The sequence below is a fragment of the Enterococcus sp. 3G6_DIV0642 genome (assembly GCF_002140635.1).
Classification (GTDB): Bacteria; Bacillota; Bacilli; order Lactobacillales; family Enterococcaceae; genus Enterococcus_D; species Enterococcus_D casseliflavus.
This window is the reverse complement of record NZ_NGLH01000001.1, coordinates 1774635-1795471: the sequence shown is the minus strand read 5'-3', so window position 1 is coordinate 1795471 and position 20837 is coordinate 1774635. Positions and strand designations below refer to the sequence as shown.

At 43.7% G+C, this 20837-nt stretch carries 22 protein-coding genes; 20 read left to right on the top strand and 2 right to left on the bottom strand.

Features of this window, described 5'->3' with window-relative positions:
• Positions 1-20: 20 nt before the first annotated feature.
• The 7 genes from A5878_RS08590 (at position 21) to A5878_RS08560 (ending at position 5619) form a co-directional block, all read left to right on the top strand.
• The gene (locus A5878_RS08590) at positions 21-797 is read left to right on the top strand and encodes a dihydroorotate dehydrogenase electron transfer subunit (protein WP_005226114.1); all 777 of its coding nucleotides are present in this window, start codon (positions 21-23) and stop codon (positions 795-797) included.
• Positions 797-1720, top strand: coding sequence for a dihydroorotate dehydrogenase (locus tag A5878_RS08585; protein WP_005226113.1), 924 nt, complete (start codon positions 797-799; stop codon positions 1718-1720). Before A5878_RS08590 ends, A5878_RS08585 begins: the two co-directional genes overlap by 1 nt.
• Positions 1720-2439, top strand: a complete 720-nt coding sequence (pyrF, locus tag A5878_RS08580; protein ID WP_074535792.1) for an orotidine-5'-phosphate decarboxylase — start codon at positions 1720-1722, stop codon at positions 2437-2439. Before A5878_RS08585 ends, pyrF begins: the two co-directional genes overlap by 1 nt.
• Positions 2436-3071 carry an orotate phosphoribosyltransferase gene (gene pyrE / locus A5878_RS08575; protein WP_074535794.1) on the top strand — a complete coding sequence of 212 codons (636 nt, stop codon included), beginning with the start codon at positions 2436-2438 and terminating at the stop codon, positions 3069-3071. Before pyrF ends, pyrE begins: the two co-directional genes overlap by 4 nt.
• 157 nt (positions 3072-3228) lie before the next feature.
• Positions 3229-3906, top strand: a complete 678-nt coding sequence (locus A5878_RS08570; protein ID WP_074535795.1) for a carbonic anhydrase family protein — start codon at positions 3229-3231, stop codon at positions 3904-3906.
• Positions 3907-4213: 307 nt separating this feature from the next.
• Entirely contained in the window at positions 4214-5116 is a 903-nt protein-coding gene (locus A5878_RS08565) for an AraC family transcriptional regulator (protein WP_086295411.1), read from the top strand.
• Positions 5117-5130: 14 nt separating this feature from the next.
• Positions 5131-5619 carry a pyridoxamine 5'-phosphate oxidase family protein gene (locus A5878_RS08560; RefSeq protein ID WP_060791939.1) on the top strand — a complete coding sequence of 163 codons (489 nt, stop codon included), beginning with the start codon at positions 5131-5133 and terminating at the stop codon, positions 5617-5619.
• Positions 5620-5871: 252 nt separating this feature from the next.
• Here the strand turns inward: A5878_RS08560 and efbA are convergent, their stop codons facing one another.
• Both efbA and A5878_RS08550 read right to left on the bottom strand, forming a co-directional pair.
• Positions 5872-7572: a fibronectin-binding protein EfbA gene (efbA, locus tag A5878_RS08555; protein ID WP_086295409.1), complete on the bottom strand. Its 1701-nt coding sequence runs from the start codon at positions 7570-7572 to the stop codon at positions 5872-5874.
• A gap of 108 nt (positions 7573-7680) precedes the next feature.
• The gene (locus A5878_RS08550) at positions 7681-8079 is read right to left on the bottom strand and encodes a DUF1622 domain-containing protein (RefSeq protein WP_010748365.1); all 399 of its coding nucleotides are present in this window, start codon (positions 8077-8079) and stop codon (positions 7681-7683) included.
• 126 nt (positions 8080-8205) lie between these two features.
• On the opposite strand from A5878_RS08550, the gene A5878_RS08545 reads away from it, so the two are divergent.
• The 13 genes from A5878_RS08545 to A5878_RS08480 all read left to right on the top strand — a co-directional run bounded on the left by A5878_RS08545 (position 8206) and on the right by A5878_RS08480 (position 20815).
• Positions 8206-8784, top strand: coding sequence for a hypothetical protein (locus tag A5878_RS08545; RefSeq protein ID WP_010748364.1), 579 nt, complete (start codon positions 8206-8208; stop codon positions 8782-8784).
• Between the two features lie 374 nt (positions 8785-9158).
• Positions 9159-10211: a tryptophan ABC transporter substrate-binding protein gene (trpX, locus tag A5878_RS08535; RefSeq protein WP_010748363.1), complete on the top strand. Its 1053-nt coding sequence runs from the start codon at positions 9159-9161 to the stop codon at positions 10209-10211.
• Positions 10212-10289: 78 nt separating this feature from the next.
• Entirely contained in the window at positions 10290-11174 is an 885-nt protein-coding gene (locus tag A5878_RS08530) for an ABC transporter permease (protein ID WP_010748362.1), read from the top strand.
• Positions 11174-11932, top strand: coding sequence for an ABC transporter ATP-binding protein (locus tag A5878_RS08525; RefSeq protein WP_005226102.1), 759 nt, complete (start codon positions 11174-11176; stop codon positions 11930-11932). The genes A5878_RS08530 and A5878_RS08525 overlap by 1 nt, the downstream gene beginning before the upstream one ends.
• A gap of 413 nt (positions 11933-12345) precedes the next feature.
• A complete protein-coding gene (locus A5878_RS08520; protein ID WP_167827274.1) occupies positions 12346-13215 on the top strand; it encodes a shikimate dehydrogenase in 870 nt (289 codons plus the stop codon).
• Positions 13216-13254: 39 nt separating this feature from the next.
• A complete protein-coding gene (aroF, locus tag A5878_RS08515) occupies positions 13255-14280 on the top strand; it encodes a 3-deoxy-7-phosphoheptulonate synthase (protein WP_005226100.1) in 1026 nt (341 codons plus the stop codon).
• A gap of 36 nt (positions 14281-14316) precedes the next feature.
• A complete protein-coding gene (gene aroB / locus A5878_RS08510) occupies positions 14317-15372 on the top strand; it encodes a 3-dehydroquinate synthase (RefSeq protein WP_015509713.1) in 1056 nt (351 codons plus the stop codon).
• Between the two features lie 19 nt (positions 15373-15391).
• A complete protein-coding gene (aroC, locus tag A5878_RS08505; protein ID WP_077453377.1) occupies positions 15392-16558 on the top strand; it encodes a chorismate synthase in 1167 nt (388 codons plus the stop codon).
• Positions 16559-16602: 44 nt separating this feature from the next.
• Positions 16603-17685 (top strand): prephenate dehydrogenase, encoded by a 1083-nt coding sequence (locus A5878_RS08500; protein WP_167823256.1) that lies wholly within the window; start codon positions 16603-16605, stop codon positions 17683-17685.
• Positions 17686-17694: 9 nt separating this feature from the next.
• Entirely contained in the window at positions 17695-18984 is a 1290-nt protein-coding gene (aroA, locus tag A5878_RS08495) for a 3-phosphoshikimate 1-carboxyvinyltransferase (protein WP_086295405.1), read from the top strand.
• Positions 18981-19487 carry a shikimate kinase gene (locus A5878_RS08490; RefSeq protein WP_008379901.1) on the top strand — a complete coding sequence of 169 codons (507 nt, stop codon included), beginning with the start codon at positions 18981-18983 and terminating at the stop codon, positions 19485-19487. Before aroA ends, A5878_RS08490 begins: the two co-directional genes overlap by 4 nt.
• 1 nt (position 19488) lies before the next feature.
• Entirely contained in the window at positions 19489-20370 is an 882-nt protein-coding gene (pheA, locus tag A5878_RS08485) for a prephenate dehydratase (RefSeq protein WP_086295403.1), read from the top strand.
• Entirely contained in the window at positions 20345-20815 is a 471-nt protein-coding gene (locus tag A5878_RS08480) for a GNAT family N-acetyltransferase (RefSeq protein WP_086295401.1), read from the top strand. Before pheA ends, A5878_RS08480 begins: the two co-directional genes overlap by 26 nt.
• The last annotated feature ends 22 nt before the right edge of the window (positions 20816-20837 follow it).

The following is a 20837-nucleotide window of genomic DNA, read 5'->3' as shown; positions in this document are numbered from 1 at the left end:
GCAGATAAAGGAGTTTTTTGATGAAGCAAGAAATCATGACCATCAGCAAACAGCGTCAACTGGCACCGCGGATTTTTGAAATGACATTGACGGGTGAATTAGTCAATGAGATGAGGACCCCAGGGCAATTTCTACACCTGCGGGTTCCTCAAAATGCCTTTCTTCTTCGCCGACCGATCAGTATCAATCATATTGATGCTGAGAAAAAAGAATGCCGAATCATTTATCGGGTCGAAGGAGATGGCACAAGAATTTTTTCAGAAATGACTGTTGGTGATCCAATCGATGTGATGGGGCCGTTAGGAAATGGGTTTCGCTATCATCATTTAAACCAGGGGGACACTGCATTTATCGTCGGTGGCGGTATCGGTGTACCGCCGCTCTATGAATTATCGAAACGCCTGACGCAACAAGGCGTCCACGTCATTCACTTTTTGGGCTTTGCCAGCAAAGACGTCATGTATTATGAAGAGGAATTTCGCGCACTGGGAGATACGAGGATCGCTACCGATGATGGCAGCGCGGGTTTACAAGGAAATGTTGGCAACCTGTTATTAGCTGCAGAGCAAACACCTGCGGCGGTCTTTGCTTGCGGAAATAACGGTCTTTTAAAAACCACCGCCCAGCTTTTCGAAGACCTTCCAGATGTTCAATTATCAATGGAGGCGCGAATGGCTTGCGGGATGGGTGCCTGTTATGCCTGTGTTTGCCATACGAAAGATGATGAACAAGGCACAAAAAGTGTCAAAGTTTGTGACGAAGGGCCTGTATTTCAGGCGAGAAAGGTGGTCATTTAATGTCGATCAATGTCGAGCTACCCGGATTGAGCCTGAAAAATCCGATCATGCCTGCCAGCGGCTGTTTTGGGTTTGGTGCAGAATATGATAAATATTATGACATCAGTCAATTAGGTGCGGTGATGATCAAAGCGACCACACCTGAACCGCGTTTCGGCAATCCGACCCCAAGGGTAGCAGAAACGCCTAGCGGTATGTTGAATGCCATCGGGTTGCAAAATCCTGGGTTAGAAGCGGTCATGAATCAAATTTTACCCGACTTAGCTCAAAAACACCCCGATTTGCCAATCATCGCGAATGTTGCTGGTTCGACCGTCGAAGATTATGTTCTTGTGTGTCAGGAAATCAGTCAGGCAGAAAATGTCAAAGCGATCGAATTGAATATCTCTTGCCCGAACGTCAAGCATGGCGGCATCACGTTCGGAACCGATCCTGCGGTTGCTGGTGCATTGACTGAAGCGGTCAAAAAAGTCTCGCAAGTGCCGATCTATGTCAAACTTTCGCCGAATGTGACGGATATCGTCCCAATTGCGCAAGCGATCGAAGCAGGCGGCGCCGACGGGTTTACGATGATCAATACACTTTTAGGCATGCGGATCGATCTAAAAACACGGAAACCAATTTTAGCTAACCAAACGGGGGGCTTGTCTGGTCCGTCAATCAAACCAGTGGCGATTCGCCTGATCAAACAAGTGGCGCAAGTTTCTCAATTACCAATTATTGGCATGGGGGGCGTGATGTCAGTGGATGATGTCCTTGAAATGTATCTGGCAGGTGCTAGTGCTGTTGCAGTCGGAACCGCAAACTTTACCGATCCTTACATTTGCCCAAAGTTGATTGAAGAATTGCCTATCCGAATGGCAGAATTAGGGATCCCTTCTTTGGAACAGCTGATAAAAGAAGTGAGAGAGGAGCACATGTGATGAGTGAACGGCCAATTATTGCCTTAGATTTTCCTAACAAACAGGCTATTGAAACTTTTTTAGCGCAATTTCCTATAGAGGAAAAGTTGTTTGTGAAAGTGGGAATGGAGATTTTCTACCAAGAAGGACCAGCGATCGTTACTTGGTTAAAAGACTGTGGCCATGATATCTTTTTAGATTTAAAACTACATGATATTCCCAATACAGTAGGACGAGCAATGGAACGCTTAGCTTCGTTAGGAGTTGCTTTGACGAATGTTCATGCAGCCGGCGGGATCGAAATGATGACTGCTGCAAAAATAGGCCTACAAAAAGGAACCCCCGCAGGACACAAAGTTCCTGATTTGATTGCAGTTACCCAATTGACCTCCACTAGTGAGGCACAAATGCATCATGATCAGCAGATCATGACGTCACTGCAAGAAAGTGTCATCCATTACGCCACTTGTGCCCAAAAAGCTGGGTTAGACGGTGTTGTTTGCTCCGCTCACGAAGCAAAGCAGATCAAACAAAGGACAACGGATGCCTTCATCCGCTTGACGCCTGGTATCCGACCAGCTGGCAGTGAAGTTGGTGATCAAAAACGGATCATGACACCTGCACAAGCTCGTAAAGCAGGGGCTACCATGATCGTTGTGGGACGTCCAATCACCCAATCTAAGGCACCGTATGAAAGTTATCTGCAAATAAAACAAGAATGGAAGGAAGATAGCCAATGAAAGAACAATCCAATCAAATTGCCAAAGATCTTTTAGACATCGAGGCGATTTTCTTACGACCGAATGAACCATTTACTTGGGCAAGCGGCATCAAAAGCCCTATTTACTGCGACAATCGAATCACTATGAGTTATCCACATGTACGTCGCGCCATTGCGAAAGGCTTAGCTGCAGTCATCAAAACGACTTACCCAGAAGCAGAAGTGATTGCAGGGACCGCAACAGCTGGGATTCCCCATGCTGCATGGGTCGCTGAATTGTTAGATTTGCCAATGGTTTATATTCGCAGCAAAGCAAAAGAACACGGTAAAGGCAATCAAATTGAAGGGCGTATTAAACCAAATCAAAAAATGGTCGTCATTGAAGATTTATTGTCAACAGGTGGCAGTGTCTTAGAAGCTTGTGAAGCAGCCAAAAGAGAAGGAGCCGATGTATTAGGCGTCGCTGCGATCTTTACTTACGAGCTGCCTCAAGTCCAAGAAAATTTTGATCAAGCAGGTTTATCCTATGTGACTTTGACAAACTATACAGCGTTGATTGAGTCGGCTTTAGAAACGGGTGCTATTCAAGAGTCTGATGTTGCCCTGTTACAAGAGTGGCGTAAAGATCCTGCTGCCTGGTTGAGTGAATAAGGAATTGAAATAAGAAACGGATATGTGAGGGAATGACCAAGCATATTCGTTTTATTTTTACCTATTTTCTGATAGCATTGGGAGAAAGTTTTTTGATAGGAAGGGCTATACCTTGCTGTCAACTTGAATTAGGAGGCTGTTTTTTTTGAAAAGAAATATGGACGTTCCCTGGAGTTATTCTGGAGACAATGGACCTGAACATTGGCACACTTTGTGCGACTGGTATGCACAAGGTGCCGAATTTCCTTACCAATCCCCAATCGCTTTAGTCCACGATGAGACCGAAGAACCCATCGATCAGGACTTGGCTTTTCACTATAAACGAGAGCGGTTCACGGAAAAAGAATTCAAAAATACGATTCACTTCGTTCCTTATAACAAAGAAAGCTATGTCACATTTAAAGGGATCAACTACTATTTGACGGATATTCATTTTCACATGCCGTCTGAACACATTATCGATGACGAGCAGCAAGAGTTAGAGTTTCACCTCGTTCATATGAATGAGGACGGAGAAAACTTGGTGGTGGGTATCTTATTCAAACTGACGGATAAACTCAACTGGATCTGCAATCAGCAAGACGACAGCATCTGGGACTTTGAGAACCATACCCAATGGTTTGATCCGAGCATGTTCTTGCCAGAGCGCACTCATCATTTTCATTATGTGGGTTCCTTGACGACCCCGCCAACGAAAGGGCCAATCAACTGGTTTGTCTTTGACTGGATTGGTGAGATGAGTCGTCGCTTCATTTTAGAATTCCGCGAAGAAGTATTAGAAAATAATAATCGCCCATTACAAGACCGCAAAGATCGGCCTATTTATTTCTATTGATTTATAAAAATGGTCCCTTTTGCGTAGTTTTTCTCGGACTTCTCTTCTGATTATCCTATAAAACCCGACGTAGTGGGAACCTTCTAACAATACAATCGTTTAAAAACGAACGAAAAAAAGACGAAAATCCTCGTCTTTTTTTATTTTCATAGCCATCGAGCACAAAGGCTATGCTAAACTAATCAATAAGCAGGTTTTAAGTATTCGTTTTATTGTGAAATAAAACACAATTAAATTAATTGAAAAAGAGCAGACACGGTAAAGCTTTTTTAGCGAATTATTTTATAGTAAATGAAAGGAAATTCATATGCATGCATGGGATGCAATCCAAAAATCAATCGATTATATTGAAGACAATCTTACCGAGCCATTAGAGATCGAAACGTTGGCGCAAGTTGCATCATTGTCCGTTTTTTATTATCAGCGCTTATTCACTCGTTTGGTTAAAATTTCTGTTAGAGAATATATAAAACTGCGTCGTTTGGCAAGAGGTGCGCTTTTATTGAAAGACCAAAAGAAGCGAGTCATTGATGTCGCTTTTGAAGTCGGCTTCAGCAGTCATGCCGTTTTTTCGAGAACGTTTAAAACGGTCTATAGAATTTCACCCTCGCTTTACCAGAGAAAGCCCATTGGCTTACAAAACTTTGATAAGCCAGATCTTTCATTAGGCTATATTGTGACGGAAGAGGGTATCCCATTGATCAGTGAAGGGGTTGTTTTAGAAATCCAGAAAAAAAGCAATCCGCATCCGCTGGTCTTCTATGGTATTGTCGGTTACTATCCATTCAACTATGGGAAAATGCTGGGGCAACGAACAGGGATCGACCCGATTGAAGAAATTTGGCATGAATTTCTTCAAAAAATTGCCAATCAACCGGGAAAAGCCACCTGTCAGATCGGTGTTTCGTTTCCAGGAGATGCGCCAGAAGGTCATTCAAGTTACTTTGTTGGCCAAGTAGGTGATTGCTCACAGGGATCGACCTTCAGTGAATGGACGCTACCGGCTCGGGATTACGTTGTTTGCAGTTTTGATACGATTTCAGAGCAACTGATCATCAATATGGGGAAAGCGATGCGCTATACCCGTTTCTGGTTAAAGAAGAATGGGTGGATTGCTGAGGATTTTTTCCCTGAGCTTTATCAAGAAAGAGAAAATCATGTCGTTCATGTTGAATTATGGATTCCTTTTAAAAAAAGAAGTGAGATGTAAGGAGGAACAGTACAATGACTCAGTTTGAAGAAGGAGTAAAACTACTTGAAGAAAAATTCGGACATTTTAAAGACAATGTGATCGCCCTTGCCACGACTGCTTGTAACGAGAATGACAAGGGAGAAACACAGCCAGTCGTCCGAGAAGTAGATGCTTTTTATGAAGACGGCGTTTTTTACGTGTCAACTCATGAGCAATCAAACAAAATGAAGCAAATCAGTAAGAATTCAGCAGTTGCGATTGCTGTCAGTGGTGAATGGTTTACTGCGATCGGTCAAGGAGAGAATTTAGGGTGGGTGCTAGACCCTAAAAATGCAGAATTAAGAAGCAAAATTCGCAAAGCCTTTGTCTGGTACGACGAAGTTAACAATGAGGATGATAAAGGCTGTTGTTTTCTAGCGATCCGTTTGACCAAAGGAACGTTGAATATCAATCACTGGGAAAAGCTGTATCATTTTGATTTTGAGAAGAAAGTCACTATGGAGGATGGCGGGATTTATTAGCCAGCAGAGCCTATTAGCTGCAAGTGATGTTCAATTGCCATTCTAGCGAATCTAGCAGATATGTTGATGGCTGAATTCTGAGAAGGCTTGCCTTTTGTGATACAAGCTAAGCAAAATTGTTGCTGAAAGAGCAGTAGATAGAACGAAAAAGCATAAAAACCGATCACAAGCGCTGCGAAGAGGCACGCGCTTGTGATCGGTTTTTTGATTGATTACTTTATGATTTTTTGATCCGAATAAACTTAGAAACAGCTAGGACTGTTTTAATCTCAAAATTCCCTCATCAGGTGTCACAAAAAGTGTTTTTTGATTCTCATAAATGACGAATCCAGGCTTGGCACCATTCGGTTTCCGAATATGTTTGACTTGCACGTAGTCCACTGGTACTTGGGCAGATTGACGATATTTTGAGAAATATGCGGCAAGCTCTGCAGCTTCCATTAAGGTTGTCTCACTAGGATCATCCGAACGAATGATGACATGAGAGCCAGGAATATTTTTGGTATGCAGCCAGATATCACTCTTACGAGCTGTTTTTAAGGTCAGTTGGTCATTTTGTAAATTGTTTTTTCCGACGAAAATTTCAGTTCCGTCTGAAGAAAGAAATCGTTCTGGTTGCGAAGGAGCAGCTTTTTTACGCTGTTTCGCCCGATTTTTGACGTAGCCTTGTGCGATCAGTTCTTCCCGAATAACCGCCAGATCCATGGGAGAGGCTATTTCTAATTGGGCTAACACGGATTCGAGATACGCGATTTCTTCTTTCGTTTCGGCAATCTGTTGATGGATCAGTTTCACTGCATTTTTTAATTTCTGGTAACGTTGAAAATATTTCTGAGCATTTTGATTGGGAGAAAGAGCAGGATCGAGTTTGATCGTCAAAAGTCGATTCTCATCATAGTAATTTTCCAAATCAACTGATGCAGCACCACGGGGGACTTGATTCATAAAGGTCGTCAAAAGCTCACCTTTTTGACGGAATTCTTCGGCGTTTTCTGAATCGATCAACGTTTGTTGGCGTTTCTTTAACTTCAATTGGTTCCGTTTCAGTTCATTCTCAATCTTCTTTAGTAATTCGCCACCTTGTTGTTTGACCCGATCTCTTTCCGCCTTGTCGTGATAAAACGCATCTAAAAGCTCGCTCAGACTCTGATAATGGGTGACAGTGGTGGTCGCATCGATCAATGATGGATAGGGAATTGGTGTAAAATATTCCTTTTTCTCTGACTGGAGATAACTTGGTGCTAGCTCCTGGGTAAGCTCTGTAAAGAAAGCTTCCCACTGACGCAGTTTTTCATTGGGATTGGCATTGATTCGAGCGATCAATTCTTCTGCTGTATCGCGGCCTAAGCCTTGGAATCGTTGTTGAAGTTCTTTTGCCGTCAATGGATCAAGAGTAGATAATTCTTCAAAAATCTTGGTGCGAGAGGCTGTGAAAGGATTAAGCGTCGATTGCTTTGGTGGTGCAACATAGACAGCACCTGGCAATAAGGTACGATACGTATTTTGGGAATGACCAATGTGTTTGATCGTATCGACGATTTTTCCACTCGTCTTATTCATTAATAAAATCGTACTGTGACGGCCCATTAGTTCGACGATCAAGACGAGGGCTTGCAAATCACCTAATTCATTTCGTCGCGTGAAATGAAAATGGATCACACGGTCATTGTCGATTTGTTCGATTGATTCTAAGATCGCCCCTTCTAAATATTTCCGTAGCATCATCAAGAAATTCGGTGGGGTTTCTGGATTGCTATAGGCGATCGTTGTGCATTGTACACGAGCATAGGTGGGGTGTGCGGATAGCAAAAGTTTGTGATTTTTCCCTTGGGAACGGATCACAAATACGACCTCATTTTCATAAGGTTGATGAATTTTGTTTACACGTCCACTGGTTAATTGATCTTGTAATTCTTTGACCATTAAATGGGTAAAGACACCATCAAAAGACATATTGTTTCCCTCTTTTCTTTTAAGGATAGTTTGACTGAGGGATTGATCCTTCCAATGTCAAATATTCCTATCTATTATACCGAAGAATCCAAAGAAAAGCCATGGCAGCTAGCTTTCCTTTTTCTTGGTAGGTTGGTGATCGGTGGTTTGCAGTGCACGCTCGATTTCCTTATTCAAGAAATAAGAGATGACTGTCCGAATAATAACGACGGCAGCTAGACGGACGATGTCTTCGAAAGTAGGGTGGATGATCGTCTCAATAATATCTGCTGCAATCAAGATCTCCAGACCTAATAAAACATAGCTCCCTAAATAATTGCGGATAAAATTATTCTCTCTGGCTGCCACCAATCGATCCTTTTCTGTTAATTCGTAGCGCACAAAGTCAATGCCTGCGATCAATACACCCCAAACGATGACAAAAATGGAGAGAAAGTTCAAACAGACAACGATGAAATCGAAGATTGGATTGGCTCCAGACATCAATGAATCAGCTAGATTATGCATAATGACTCCTTTACCGTTTTCTTTTATCTTACCGAATAATCGTAGAAATGTGAAGTTTCTTGACGTTCTAGAAGGGAATTGATAGTATGAATTAATAGTAGGATTTTAAAAAAAGGTGGGCAAATTATGGAACAAGTTAGGAACTTTGTTCATTACACGAAAGAAAAAATAGTTGAAAGCTGGCAAGCTTTTTTAGATGATCTTTATCGAGATCAGAAAAAAACGATTTTCACGCTGATCGGGGGAATTCTTTTCGCACTGGTCTTCGCAGGTTTGATCGTCTTTTCTCAAAATCGTATCAATGCTTCTTTAGTGGATCGGATCGCTTTTGACAAGCTGCCGTCAGAAAAAGTACAGCCATTGCCTTATCTGACTGCAGACAAGACGATTCGTGAAACACGAGCGATCTCGGTGATGTTTAGTAAGCCCAACGGACCTCAACTCGATCAAGTATTTGATCTGATCCAAGCGCAAGAAGATGAGCTGAATCGGACATTTTTTTATTATCCAATCGTCTATGATGCGGCTTTTTTCTCCAATGAATACAGCGTTGACCCTGATAAAGTGACGTTTGTTTTTTATGAAGAAGGGGTTGAGAAAAATCGCTTTACCTTTGATTCATTTGAGCAGCCAACGACGGAATTCATCCCAGAATTGAATCGTTTACCGATGTGGACGATTCGTTCTTCGGCCAATGATCGATAAAAAAATCTGACAATTTGACAGAAAATTGTTGACGTTTTTTTATCAATAAGCTAAACTGAATTCAATCAAGAAAGAAAACAAGTTGAGAAGGAGGAACAATCATGAAACTATTTATTCCATTGCAAGTGAAATCATGGCAAAACTGGCGTAGATAGTTGTATTGATGGGACCTCATTCCATAGATACAACTTTTTAGAGAACCTTCTAAAGTGCTGTATCTATGCTGGTAGTTGAATTTATCGCCGCATAGGACAAGCTTCTATGCGGCTTTTGCTTACTTGCAATTGCCGTCACATAGGCAGTTGCTTTTTTTGTTCTCAAAAACCATAAAATGAAAAACACGAAAAACGTAAGCAGAAAAAGGAGAATGAAAAATGAAAAACAAGGGATTAATTGCATCGGTTGCCGTTATTTTATTATTTTTAGGAGCGACATTTGTCTATCAGTTAGGAATGAGAAGTGGGACCAATCAAGCTAGTGAGACTTCGGAACCAGTAGAAAAAGCTGAAAAAACAGTCGGGATCCTACAATTTGTCAGTCATGAAGCACTGGATGCGATCACCGAGGGGATCAAAGAAGGCCTTAAAGAATCAGGCTATACCGAAGGGGACAACTTGACGATCGAATTCCAGAACGGTCAAGCGGATCAAAGCAAATTGGCAACGATGAGTCAGCAGCTGCTAAATAAAGATGCCGACGTTTTGGTTGGGGTAGCAACACCCGCAGCACAAGCGTTGGCGAATGTCACTCAGGATGTACCGATCGTTTTAGGAGCGGTCACTGATCCAGTTGGGGCAAATCTGGTGGCAGATATGGATCAACCCGGCGGCAATATCACTGGTGTTTCCGATAAAGCACCAGTTGCTGCACAAATCAAACTAGCAAAAGATTTGCTGCCAGAGGCAAAAACAGTCGGTATTTTGTATTCTTCGACCGAAGACAATTCGAAATACCAAGTGGCAGAAGCAGAAGCTGCTGCCGAAGAAAATGGCTTGACCAGCAAATCGTATGCCGTTCCTTCAAGTAATGAAATTGCGCAAATGGTCCAAGTGATGGCACGGGAAGTCGATTTTATCTATATTCCGTTAGACAATACGATCGCAAATGCTATGCAGACCGTAGTTCAAGAAGCCAATAAATCAAAAACACCAATCATTACTTCCGTAGACACGATGGTGGAACAAGGCGGTTTGGCAACGGTCGGACAAGATCAATTTACGATAGGCGTGGAAACTGGGAAGATGGTGGCAGCAATTCTTGATGGGACAGCAGAACCTGCGACAACACCGATCTATACATTCAGCGATGGCGAAACGATCATCAATGAAACTCAGGCGCAGTTATTGGGCATCACTATCCCAGAAAACCTCAAAGACGAGGCGAAACTGATTACAACGACGCCAGAAAGCGAAGCAAGTGACGAGTAACAACCAAGAACAGCGACCACCTGCGATCATCGAGAGGGTCTTGAAAGAGAAAACTTGTAAGAATATGGAGGAAGAATGATGATTGTTTCAGCAATAGGGCAAGGACTACTTTGGGGAATCCTGGGATTAGGGATTTTTATGACCTATCGAATTTTAAATTTCCCGGATATGACGACGGAAGGGTCCTTTCCGTTAGGCGGTGCTGTCTGTGTGACAGCGATCACCCATGGGGTGTCGCCCGTCTTAGCGACTTGTTTAGGAGTATTGGCTGGGATGTGTGCGGGCTGTGTGACAGGACTTCTTTATACAAAAGGCAAAATTCCCGTGATTTTAGCTGGAATCTTGGTGATGTCTTCATTGAACTCGGTCATGCTGTTTGTGATGCGCTCACCCAACCTCTCTTTATTAAACCAACCGAAAATTCAAGATTTTTTTACTAGAATGAATTTACCGAATTATTATGATACGGTGATCATTGGATTGATCATGGTCTTGTTGATCGGGGGCGTCTTGGTTTACTTTTTCCATACAAATTTGGGTCAAGCTTACATCGCTACAGGTGATAATGAGCATATGGCAAAATCGATGGGGATCAATACCGATCGAATGAAAATCATTGGATTGATCGTCTCCAATGGCGTGATCGCACTCTCAGGCGCATTGATTGCGCAAAATGACGGCTATGCCGACATAAGCAAAGGTATCGGTGTGATCGTTATCGGACTGGCGTCAATCATCATTGGTGAAGTGTTATACGGGGAACTGACCTTGCTGGAACGTTTGATCGCTATTGTGATTGGCAGCATTATTTACCAATTATTGATCCTATTTGTGATCAAAGCTGGATTTGATACGACCTACTTGAAGATCTTCTCTGCAATCGTCTTGACGATCTGCTTGTTGATCCCTCAATTTAAACAAGCCTTGCATCTACGCACTGGTTTTGAAACGGAGGACGAATAATGTTAGCCTTAAAAAAAGCCTTTAAAGTTGTCGGCAACGGACCAAATGAGAAAAAAGTACTCTTGAATAAAATCGATCTTTCTTTAAAGCCAGGAGAATTTGTCACGGTCGTTGGAGGAAACGGCGCCGGCAAAAGCACGTTATTCAACTGCATCTCAGGCACCATGCCCTTGACGAGTGGGCAAGTGATGATCGATGATCAAAATGTGACTACACTTTCGGAAGAAAAACGCGCACGCTTTTTGGCGCGGGTTTTCCAAGATCCGAAAATGGGCACTGCTCCCCGTATGACAGTGGCAGAAAATCTGCTGTTAGCCCAAAAAAGAGGGCAAAAACGGTCACTTGGTCTTCGACAACTCCAAGGACAAAGGGAAATGTTCTTTGCACTTTGTAAAGAAATCGGCAACGGGTTGGAAAATCATTTGGATACGCCAACGGGCAGTTTATCTGGTGGTCAACGACAGGCACTAAGTTTATTGATGGCAACGATCCAAACTCCAAAACTGTTGTTGCTAGATGAACATACGGCTGCGTTAGATCCAAAGACCTCCAAACAGCTGATGCAAATCACTGCAAAACGCGTGGAAGAACAAAACCTGACCTGTCTAATGATCACCCATCGGATGGAAGATGCATTAAAATACGGAGACCGCTTGATCCTGCTCAGAAAAGGGGAGATCGTCAAAGATCTTTCAGCAGAGGAAAAAGCGCAATTAAGCTTACCTGAACTATTATTGTTCTTTGAGGATGACTTATAAACCCTTGATAGAACAGTGTTTTCAAAAAAAACAATCAAATAAATGAAAAAAATAAGAAAAAATCATTGACATCTTTCAAAGTTAAACCTATACTTAGGTCAATCTTACATCAGTTTGGAGCGAACGACTATGCAAAAATTATTGCTAACGAACCCCACACAACTGAATAAATATTACTTTAGCTATTTTAGATAGGTTTGTATTCATGAAGGCATGGGTACAAACGCTAAGTTTGTATCTATGATGGCTAGAGCATTTCGTAATGAATTCGCAGCCACGTAGATCGTAAAATCTATAGTGGCTATTTTTTATATTCACATATCGGCTCTGTCGTTATGTAATGTTTGAAGGTGTTCACTGTAGATTCTTAAATTTACGGTGGACATCTTTTTTTGTTGAAAGGAATGAACCAGATGAAACAAATGATAACCGGACACACACGGTTGGCGGCACTATTTGCCAAACCAGCCAAACACAGCATCTCTCCAGCGATGCACAATCTTTCTTTTGAAGAACAAGGGATCGACGCCGTGTATCTGGCCTTTGATGTTGAGCCGGATGATTTAGCCGCTAGTATCCAAAGCATCCGTCAGTTGGACCTCTTAGGTGTCAATTTATCGATGCCTCATAAAATGGCGGCTGTAGCGCTGATGGATGAATGTTCACCAGCAGCCGAGTTGATCGGCGCAATCAATACGATCGTCAATCAAGAAGGACGCTTGATTGGGCACAATACAGACGGCATCGGCTTTATGCGAGCTCTTGAGGACATTCAAGTATCCATCCTTGGCGACACCATGACGGTGATTGGAGCTGGTGGAGCGGCGACAGCGATCATTAGCCAAGCCGCACTAGACGGCGTCAAAACGATCCATGTCTTTAACCGCAAGGATGAGTTTTATCCAATCATCCAAGAAAAATTAACACAGATTGCACAAAAAACAGCTTGTGAAATTACCTTAACCGACTTAGAAGATCAGATGGCTTTAAAAACAGCCATCGATCAAAGCAGCTTATTGGTAAATGCCACGGGCGTGGGAATGAAACCAAATGATACCGAAAGTCCTCTGAAAGATAAAACACTCCTGCGGGAATCATTAGCTGTCTATGATGTCATCTATAATCCAAGAGAAACGCAGCTTTTGAAAGATGCGAAAGCAGTCGGCGCCAAAACTGCAAACGGCTTAAGCATGCTACTCTATCAAGGTGCAGCCGCATTTGAACTTTGGACTGGCAAAGCGATGCCTGTTGAAAAAGTCAAAGCACTCATCGAATCCATGTAAAAAATAAAAAACAGAAAAAAACGAAAGTAGGAAGAAAAAATGATCGTAATTATGAAACCAGGCGCTACGCCAGAACAAGTTGAAGTTGTTGTAACAAGAATCAAAAAAGAAGGCTTAGATGTTCAAGTCAACCAAGGAAAAGAACAGGTCGTTATCGGCTTAAAAGGGGATACCCGCCGCATCCAAGATGTTGCTTTTCGCAGCTACGAGGGTGTCGAAGATGCCATTCGGATCTCAAACACCTACAAATTGACCTCTCGTGAGTTCCATCCGCAAGATACGGTTGTGGATGTAGATGGCGTGAAAATCGGTGACGGCAACTTTGTTACGATGGCTGGTCCATGTTCGATTGAAGGCTTAGACCAAATTCGTGAATGTGCCCGAATCGCTAAAGCTGGTGGTGCACAAATCTTACGTGGTGGTGCCTTCAAACCACGCACGTCGCCATACGCATTCCAAGGGCTGGAAGAAGAAGGGCTAAAATACATTCGTCAAGCAGCGGATGAAACGGGCATGAAAGTCATCACAGAAGTCATGGACGAAGGACATATCGATATGGTTGCGGAATACAGTGACATTTTGCAGATTGGTGCTCGGAACATGCAAAACTTCAAATTGCTAGCTGCCGTTGGGAAAACTGGGAAACCAATTGGCCTTAAACGAGGCATCTCTGGCACGATCGACGAATGGTTGAATGCAGCGGAATACATCGCCGTTCAAGATAAAAGTGAAGTGATTTTCATTGAACGTGGGATCCGAACTTACGAAACAGCAACCCGTAATACCTTTGATCTAAGTGCGGTACCAATCATCAAAAAACTGAGCCACTTCCCAATCATCGTTGATCCTAGTCATGGAACAGGTATCTGGGATCTCGTACCGCCTATGGCTAGAGCGGGTGTTGCTGCTGGCGCCGATGGGATGATCGTTGAGATCCATCCAGATCCAGCCAATGCTTGGTCTGATGGTCCTCAATCACTTAATGAAAAAACGTACATGAACATGATGAAAGAAGTCCATATCATGGAAAAAGCGATGAAAGAAATCAAAGCGTTGCAAGACTAAGCGTCAAGACAACCAATAAAAGAGGTGCAAAAATCAATGTTACACATTCATTTAGAAGAACATTCCTATGATATCCTCATCAAACGAGGGGCGTTTCAAAAAGTCGGAACCTGGGTGCAACAGTTGTGGGACAAACAGCGTATTGCCGTCATTACAGACAGCAACGTCGCACCCCTGTATGGCGGACAAATCGTCGATTCCTTAACCGCTGCAGGGTTTGAGGCAACACTGTTAGTCGTACCAGCTGGCGAAAAAAGCAAATCACTAGAGCAAGCAGCTAATTTATATGATGGTCTTGCCCAACTCGGAATGACCAGAAGCGATGGGATCATTGCCCTTGGTGGCGGTGTGATTGGTGATCTTGGAGGATTTGTTGCTTCTACTTATATGCGCGGCATTGATTTCTTGCAGATTCCAACGACGTTATTGGCACAGGTCGATTCAAGTATCGGCGGAAAAACAGCTGTAAATACTGGCAGTGCCAAGAATCTCGTCGGGACATTTGCACAACCAGCCGGTGTGATGATCGATCCAGATTTACTTACAAGTTTGCCCCTCAAACGCGTCCAAGAAGGCATTGCTGAAATCATCAAGTCAGCCGCTATTGCAGATCCTGAGCTTTGGCAAACGTTAGCAGGTTTGAAAGATGAAGTCGATCTTTTGGCACATGCTGAGAAAGTAATCACTGCTTCTTTAAAGGTAAAACAAAAAGTAGTAGAAGAAGATCCTTTTGATCATGGCAGTCGTCTGACACTGAACTTCGGTCATACGATCGGGCATGGCTTAGAAAGAACAGCCGCGTTTGACACCAGTCATGGCGAAGGGGTTGCAATGGGGATGATCATGATCACCCGTCATGCAGAAGCCATCGGATTAACACCAAAAGGTACGACCCAGCAGCTTACAGAAATGGTTGAGAAGTTTCATTTGCCGATCACACCAAGTGAAATAGATAAAGAGCAATTATACCAAGCAATCACTCATGATAAAAAAGCCCGCGGGCAACAATTGAAGATTATTCTATTAGAAGCGATCGGACAGGCGAAAATCGTGACGATCCCGACTGAAAAAATCAAAGACTACCTATTATAAGAAAGGAAGGTAACGGATCATGCGTTATATTACAGCAGGCGAATCACATGGACCAGAGTTGACCGCCATTATCGAAGGTTTACCGGCAGGATTGCCATTAACAGCAGAAGACATTAATTTTGAATTAGCGAGACGACAAACCGGCTATGGCCGTGGGGGACGGATGCTGATTGAAAAAGACCAAGTCCGTATCACTTCGGGTATCCGTCATGGAAAAACACTAGGCTCTCCTGTGACTTTAGTGGTTGAGAACAAAGATTGGAAAAACTGGACCAAGGTCATGGCGATCGAAGAGGTACCAGAAAAAGACCGCAAACTAAGACGAGTGGCACGACCAAGACCTGGTCATGCTGACTTAGTCGGCGGCATGAAATACCATCATCAAGATTTACGAAACGTCTTGGAACGTTCATCTGCCCGGGAAACGACTATGCGGGTAGCCATCGGAGCAATCGCGAAGAAAATTTTAAAGGAGCTTGGCATCGATGTGGCAGGTCATGTAACAATGTTAGGCGGCATCAAAGCGGAAATTCCTGAAGGGTTGACCGTCAAAGAAATCGCAGAACGCTCTGAAGCTTCAGAAGTAAGGGTGTTAGATCCGTCAGTCGAAGAAGAAATCAAGCAGCTGATCGATCAAACGAAGAAAAATGGCGATACGATCGGCGGTGTAGTGGAAGTACTTGTTGGCGGCGTTCCTGCTGGTTTAGGTAGTTACGTGCAATGGGACAAAAAACTTGATGCGAAAATCGCCCAAGCCGTGGTCAGCATCAATGCCTTTAAAGGTGCTGAGTTCGGCGTTGGCTTTGAGGCTGGTGTTTTGCCAGGTTCCAAAGTCATGGATGAGATTTTATGGGACGAACAACGAGGCTATACCCGTCGCAGCAACAACCTTGGCGGGTTTGAAGGCGGCATGACGAACGGTGAACCAATCGTGGTTCGTGGTGTTATGAAGCCGATCCCGACCTTGTACAAGCCGTTGCAAAGTGTGGATATCGACAGCAAAGAACCGTATAAAGCAAGCGTCGAACGCTCAGATAGCACCGCTGTACCAGCAGCCAGTGTTGTTTGTGAGAGTGTGGTGGCGACAGTGGTGGCCAATGAACTATTAGAAAAGTTCCCAAGTGATTCATTCGAAGAATTGACTGCATCTGTTCAGGCGTATCGAGAATACTTGTTAACCTACTGATTAAAGAACCAGCAAAAATTCCAGTAGAAATGAGGATTCTTTTCATGAACCAAAATATCTTTGTCGCCGGTCTAGGATTGATCGGCGCTTCCTTAGCAAAATGTATCAAAAAGGCACATCCGCAAGTGCATTTGATGGGCTGGGATTGTCAGGAAACCAATGAGATCGCATTAGCGACAAGTTTAGTAGACGAAGTGCCCCCTTCATTTTCAGAAGGTGCTGTCCGTGCCGACGTGATTTTGTTGGCATTGCCGGTAGAGATCACCAAAAAATATCTTGCCGAACTGGGGACACTTTCATTAAAGCCTTCGGTGCTAGTAACAGACACCGGCAGTACCAAAGCGGAAATCACCCAATTCGCCGAGTCCTTTTCCTTTGATTTTATTGGGGGCCATCCGATGGCTGGCTCTCATAAATCAGGGATCACAGCAGCCGATGAGAACCTTTTCGAGAATGCTTACTATATCTTCACACCGACGAAAAGTCAGCGGATGGAAGAGCTGCAAGAGCTTTTTCGCGGCACTAGAGCCAAATATGTGGCGCTTGCGCCAAAAGAGCATGATCAAATCACAGGGATGTTGAGCCATTTGCCCCATATTATTGCTTCTGGATTAGTCAATCAGGCAGACGCTTTCAACCAAGCCCACCCCAGAGCGCAACAACTTGCAGCAGGCGGTTTTCGCGATATCACTCGCATCGCTTCTTCAGATCCTCGCATGTGGACCGATATCTTATTGAGTAATCGACAGGAACTGCTGCAGCTGATCGATGAGTGGCAAAAACAAATGACGACCATGGCTCACTGGTTGCAAGAAAAAGACGAACGGGCGATCTTTCGGTTCTTTGAATCCGCGAAGGAAACACGGGATCAATTGCCGGTTCATCAAAATGGCGCGATCCCGGCATTTTATGATCTATTCATCGATGTACCGGATCATCCTGGTGTTGTCGCTGAAGTGACGGGGCTATTGAGCGAACATCAGCTCTCTTTGATCAACTTAAAAATTCTTGAAACTCGAGAAGACATCATTGGTGTTTTACAGATTTCATTTAAAACGCAAAATGATTTGCTGCAAGCAGAGCAGCTGATCCAAAACAAGACGACCTATTCGTGTCGAAAAAAATAGGAGGCTGGGATGAAACTAAAAAAAGCAACACATTTAAAAGGGACGATAGCGGTCCCTGCTGACAAATCGATCTCGCATCGCAGTATCATGTTCGGGGCGTTAGCTGAAGGAACAACGACTGTCCGAAATTTCTTACGTGGAGAAGACTGCTATAGCACCCTTCATGCATTTCAATCATTAGGGGTTCCGATCCATGATGACGGTCAGACGATCACGATTGAAGGACAGGGCTTCAATGGCCTTAAGCCTGCCCACGAACCAATCGATATCGGTAATTCTGGTACAACGATTCGTCTAATGATGGGGATTTTGGCTGGACAGCCATTTACAACTACCTTATTCGGTGATGACTCATTGAATAGACGACCAATGAATCGCGTGATGCTGCCATTAAGAGAAATGGGTGCCAATGTGAGAGGGCATGAGCAGACGGAGTTCCCACCGATCACCGTTAATGGTACTGCTTCTTTACAGCCCATCAATTATCAGATGCCCGTAGCAAGTGCCCAAGTAAAATCGGCGCTGATTTTTGCGGCATTGCAAGCACAAGGTACCTCGACGATTATTGAAAAAGAGGCGAGCCGTAACCATACTGAAGAAATGATCCGTCAATTCGGTGGCGTCATCACAACACAAGGCAAAACGATCACTGTGACGGGACCTCAAACACTCCAAGGACAAGAAGTAATTGTTCCTGGTGATATTTCCTCCGCTGCTTTTTTCCTAACAGCCGGCGCGATTATGCCAGAAAGTGAGATCGTTTTAAAAAATGTCGGGATCAACCCCACTCGTACAGGAATTCTTGACGTGCTAGAGGAGATGGGTGCTTCGATTGCTTGTTCCAATCAAGACGATCAGAATCAATCAGCTGACCTTACCGTTCGAAGTTCTACCTTGCAGGCAGTAACCATCGCTGGCGATATTATCCCACGCTTGATCGATGAATTGCCGATCATTGCGTTGTTAGCCACGCAGGCTCATGGCAAAACGGTGATCAAAGATGCGGAAGAACTGAAAGTAAAAGAAACCAACCGAATTGATGCAACTGCCGAAGAGTTGACAAAACTTGGGGCGGACATCACTCCCACCGAGGACGGGTTGATCATCAACGGTCCAACCCCTTTGCATGGCGGACGTGTGTCAAGTCGGGGGGACCATCGCATCGGCATGATGCTGCAAATTGCCGCCTTATTGACAGATGAAGAGGTAGAATTAGAAAAAGCCGAAGCCGTAGCAGTTTCTTATCCTGATTTTTTTGAGGATGTCGCACGTTTGGCTAAAGGAGGAAACAGCGAGTGAAAAAAGTGATATTAATTGGATTTATGGGTGCTGGAAAAACCACGATTGGTCGTCTTTTGGCTGAAGAAACGAAACAGTCTCATGTGGATTTTGATGACTTGATCGTTGCTGAGATCGGCATGACCATTCAAGAATTTTTCGACCAACACGGTGAGGAAGCCTTTCGCAAAATCGAAACGGATATTTTAGCTAAAACTTTGGCAAAGGAACAAATTATTTCCACTGGTGGGGGCATCGTATTAAAAGAAGAAAATCGTCAACTTTTAAAAGAGATGCCGCTCGTCGTGTATTTAAAAACAGATCCCGAGGAGCTGATTCATCGCTTAAAGGCGGATAATGGCAGCATTCGTCCCTTAGTCGTCTCAAAATCACCAGAAGAAATATTGGCTGTTTACCGTCCTCGGATCCCTCTTTATGAAGAAACTGCTTCATTGATCGTTGAAACGACGAACAAAGCACCAGAAGAAATCGTACAGGAAATTTTGATCAAAGCGGGTGCATAAAATGAAGATTGGTTATTTAGGACCGAAAAGTTCCTTTACGCATTTAGCTGCGCAAGAAGCTTATCCGGAAAATACCTGTATCCCCTATGGATCGATTCCTCTTTGTATTCAAGCGCTAGCTAACGGCGTGATCGATCGCGCGGTCGTTCCGAACGAGAACTCATTAGAAGGATCTGTTCATGCCACGATTGATACGCTCTTTCGTCAAAATCAGTTGAGCATCGAACAGGAAGTTATTTTACCGATCAATCATCAATTGTTAGTTTCTCAGCAATCAGCAAAAGACAACCGTCCCATCACTAAGATAATTTCTCATCCGCAAGCCTTAGCGCAATGTGCCGACTTCATCGAAGCCCGATTTGCTGGAGCTACTGTTGAGGCGGTTGCTTCCACAACGACTGCAGCAGCCTACGTAGCAAAACATCCAGAAGAAGCAGTTGCGGCGATTGCTTCCAAAGAAGCGGCATTGGCCTATCAATTAACGATCAAAAAAACCAATATTCAAGATGTTGCCTTTAATCAAACCCGTTTTTGGGTTTTGACGAAGAAAGCAGCAAACACCCAATTACCAGAGCAGACTGCTGAGAAAGCAACGATTTTTGTGACGCTCCCAGCAAATCGACCGGGGATCTTGCACAAAATCTTAGCAACCTTTGGCTGGCGAGAAATTGATTTAAGCAAAATTGAATCGCGGCCTTCAAAAACCACCTTAGGGGAATACTTTTTCGTGATCGATCTGGTGATGGACAAGCCGTGGCAACTGATTGTAAATGCCTTTGAAGAGATTCAGTTGTTGGGTGGTCAAGTCCATCTTCTCGGCGTGTATTCCGTAAATGTTGTTGAGGAAGTGACAAAAAATGACTCAAGTCAAAATAAAATTTAGCCATGATGAAACCCTTTTAGCAACGTTTCATAAAGAGATCCAAACACAGCACCATCAATGGTACCCAACGATTTTTAAGCCCTTTGATCAGTCAAGATTTGAACAAGCAATCACACAGCAGCTGCAAGAGCCAAGCCACCACTTTTTTATCGCTTGGTTGGCGGACCAGCCTTGTGGCTTTGTGCATCTTCAAGAGGTCTGTTTGCCACAAAATGCGATGATGCATGAACGAAAGTGGCTGGAAATTGCAGCGATCGCTGTTGACCCTCGGTACCAAGGGATGCATATTGGAAAACAATTGTTGGTATTTGCTGAAAATGTTGCGCTGGAAAAAGGCTTCGATGATCTCTCACTAAACTTTTGGTCGGCAAACCAAGTGAAATCATTTTATGAGCAAGCAGGATTTGTGAGCTTACGACAAGGTGCATCAAAGCATCTAAGGTAAAATATGAAGAAATTTCCTAGAA

Coding starts and splice junctions, on each gene's coding strand:
- A5878_RS08590 (WP_005226114.1), top strand. CDS start 21: ATGAAGCAAGAAATCATGACCATCAGCAAACAGCGTCAACTGGCACCG.
- A5878_RS08585 (WP_005226113.1), top strand. CDS start 797: ATGTCGATCAATGTCGAGCTACCCGGATTGAGCCTGAAAAATCCGATC.
- pyrF (WP_074535792.1), top strand. CDS start 1,720: ATGAGTGAACGGCCAATTATTGCCTTAGATTTTCCTAACAAACAGGCT.
- pyrE (WP_074535794.1), top strand. CDS start 2,436: ATGAAAGAACAATCCAATCAAATTGCCAAAGATCTTTTAGACATCGAG.
- A5878_RS08570 (WP_074535795.1), top strand. CDS start 3,229: ATGGACGTTCCCTGGAGTTATTCTGGAGACAATGGACCTGAACATTGG.
- A5878_RS08565 (WP_086295411.1), top strand. CDS start 4,214: ATGCATGCATGGGATGCAATCCAAAAATCAATCGATTATATTGAAGAC.
- A5878_RS08560 (WP_060791939.1), top strand. CDS start 5,131: ATGACTCAGTTTGAAGAAGGAGTAAAACTACTTGAAGAAAAATTCGGA.
- efbA (WP_086295409.1), bottom strand. CDS start 7,572: ATGTCTTTTGATGGTGTCTTTACCCATTTAATGGTCAAAGAATTACAA.
- A5878_RS08550 (WP_010748365.1), bottom strand. CDS start 8,079: ATGCATAATCTAGCTGATTCATTGATGTCTGGAGCCAATCCAATCTTC.
- A5878_RS08545 (WP_010748364.1), top strand. CDS start 8,206: ATGGAACAAGTTAGGAACTTTGTTCATTACACGAAAGAAAAAATAGTT.
- trpX (WP_010748363.1), top strand. CDS start 9,159: ATGAAAAACAAGGGATTAATTGCATCGGTTGCCGTTATTTTATTATTT.
- A5878_RS08530 (WP_010748362.1), top strand. CDS start 10,290: ATGATTGTTTCAGCAATAGGGCAAGGACTACTTTGGGGAATCCTGGGA.
- A5878_RS08525 (WP_005226102.1), top strand. CDS start 11,174: ATGTTAGCCTTAAAAAAAGCCTTTAAAGTTGTCGGCAACGGACCAAAT.
- A5878_RS08520 (WP_167827274.1), top strand. CDS start 12,346: ATGAAACAAATGATAACCGGACACACACGGTTGGCGGCACTATTTGCC.
- aroF (WP_005226100.1), top strand. CDS start 13,255: ATGATCGTAATTATGAAACCAGGCGCTACGCCAGAACAAGTTGAAGTT.
- aroB (WP_015509713.1), top strand. CDS start 14,317: ATGTTACACATTCATTTAGAAGAACATTCCTATGATATCCTCATCAAA.
- aroC (WP_077453377.1), top strand. CDS start 15,392: ATGCGTTATATTACAGCAGGCGAATCACATGGACCAGAGTTGACCGCC.
- A5878_RS08500 (WP_167823256.1), top strand. CDS start 16,603: ATGAACCAAAATATCTTTGTCGCCGGTCTAGGATTGATCGGCGCTTCC.
- aroA (WP_086295405.1), top strand. CDS start 17,695: ATGAAACTAAAAAAAGCAACACATTTAAAAGGGACGATAGCGGTCCCT.
- pheA (WP_086295403.1), top strand. CDS start 19,489: ATGAAGATTGGTTATTTAGGACCGAAAAGTTCCTTTACGCATTTAGCT.
- A5878_RS08480 (WP_086295401.1), top strand. CDS start 20,345: ATGACTCAAGTCAAAATAAAATTTAGCCATGATGAAACCCTTTTAGCA.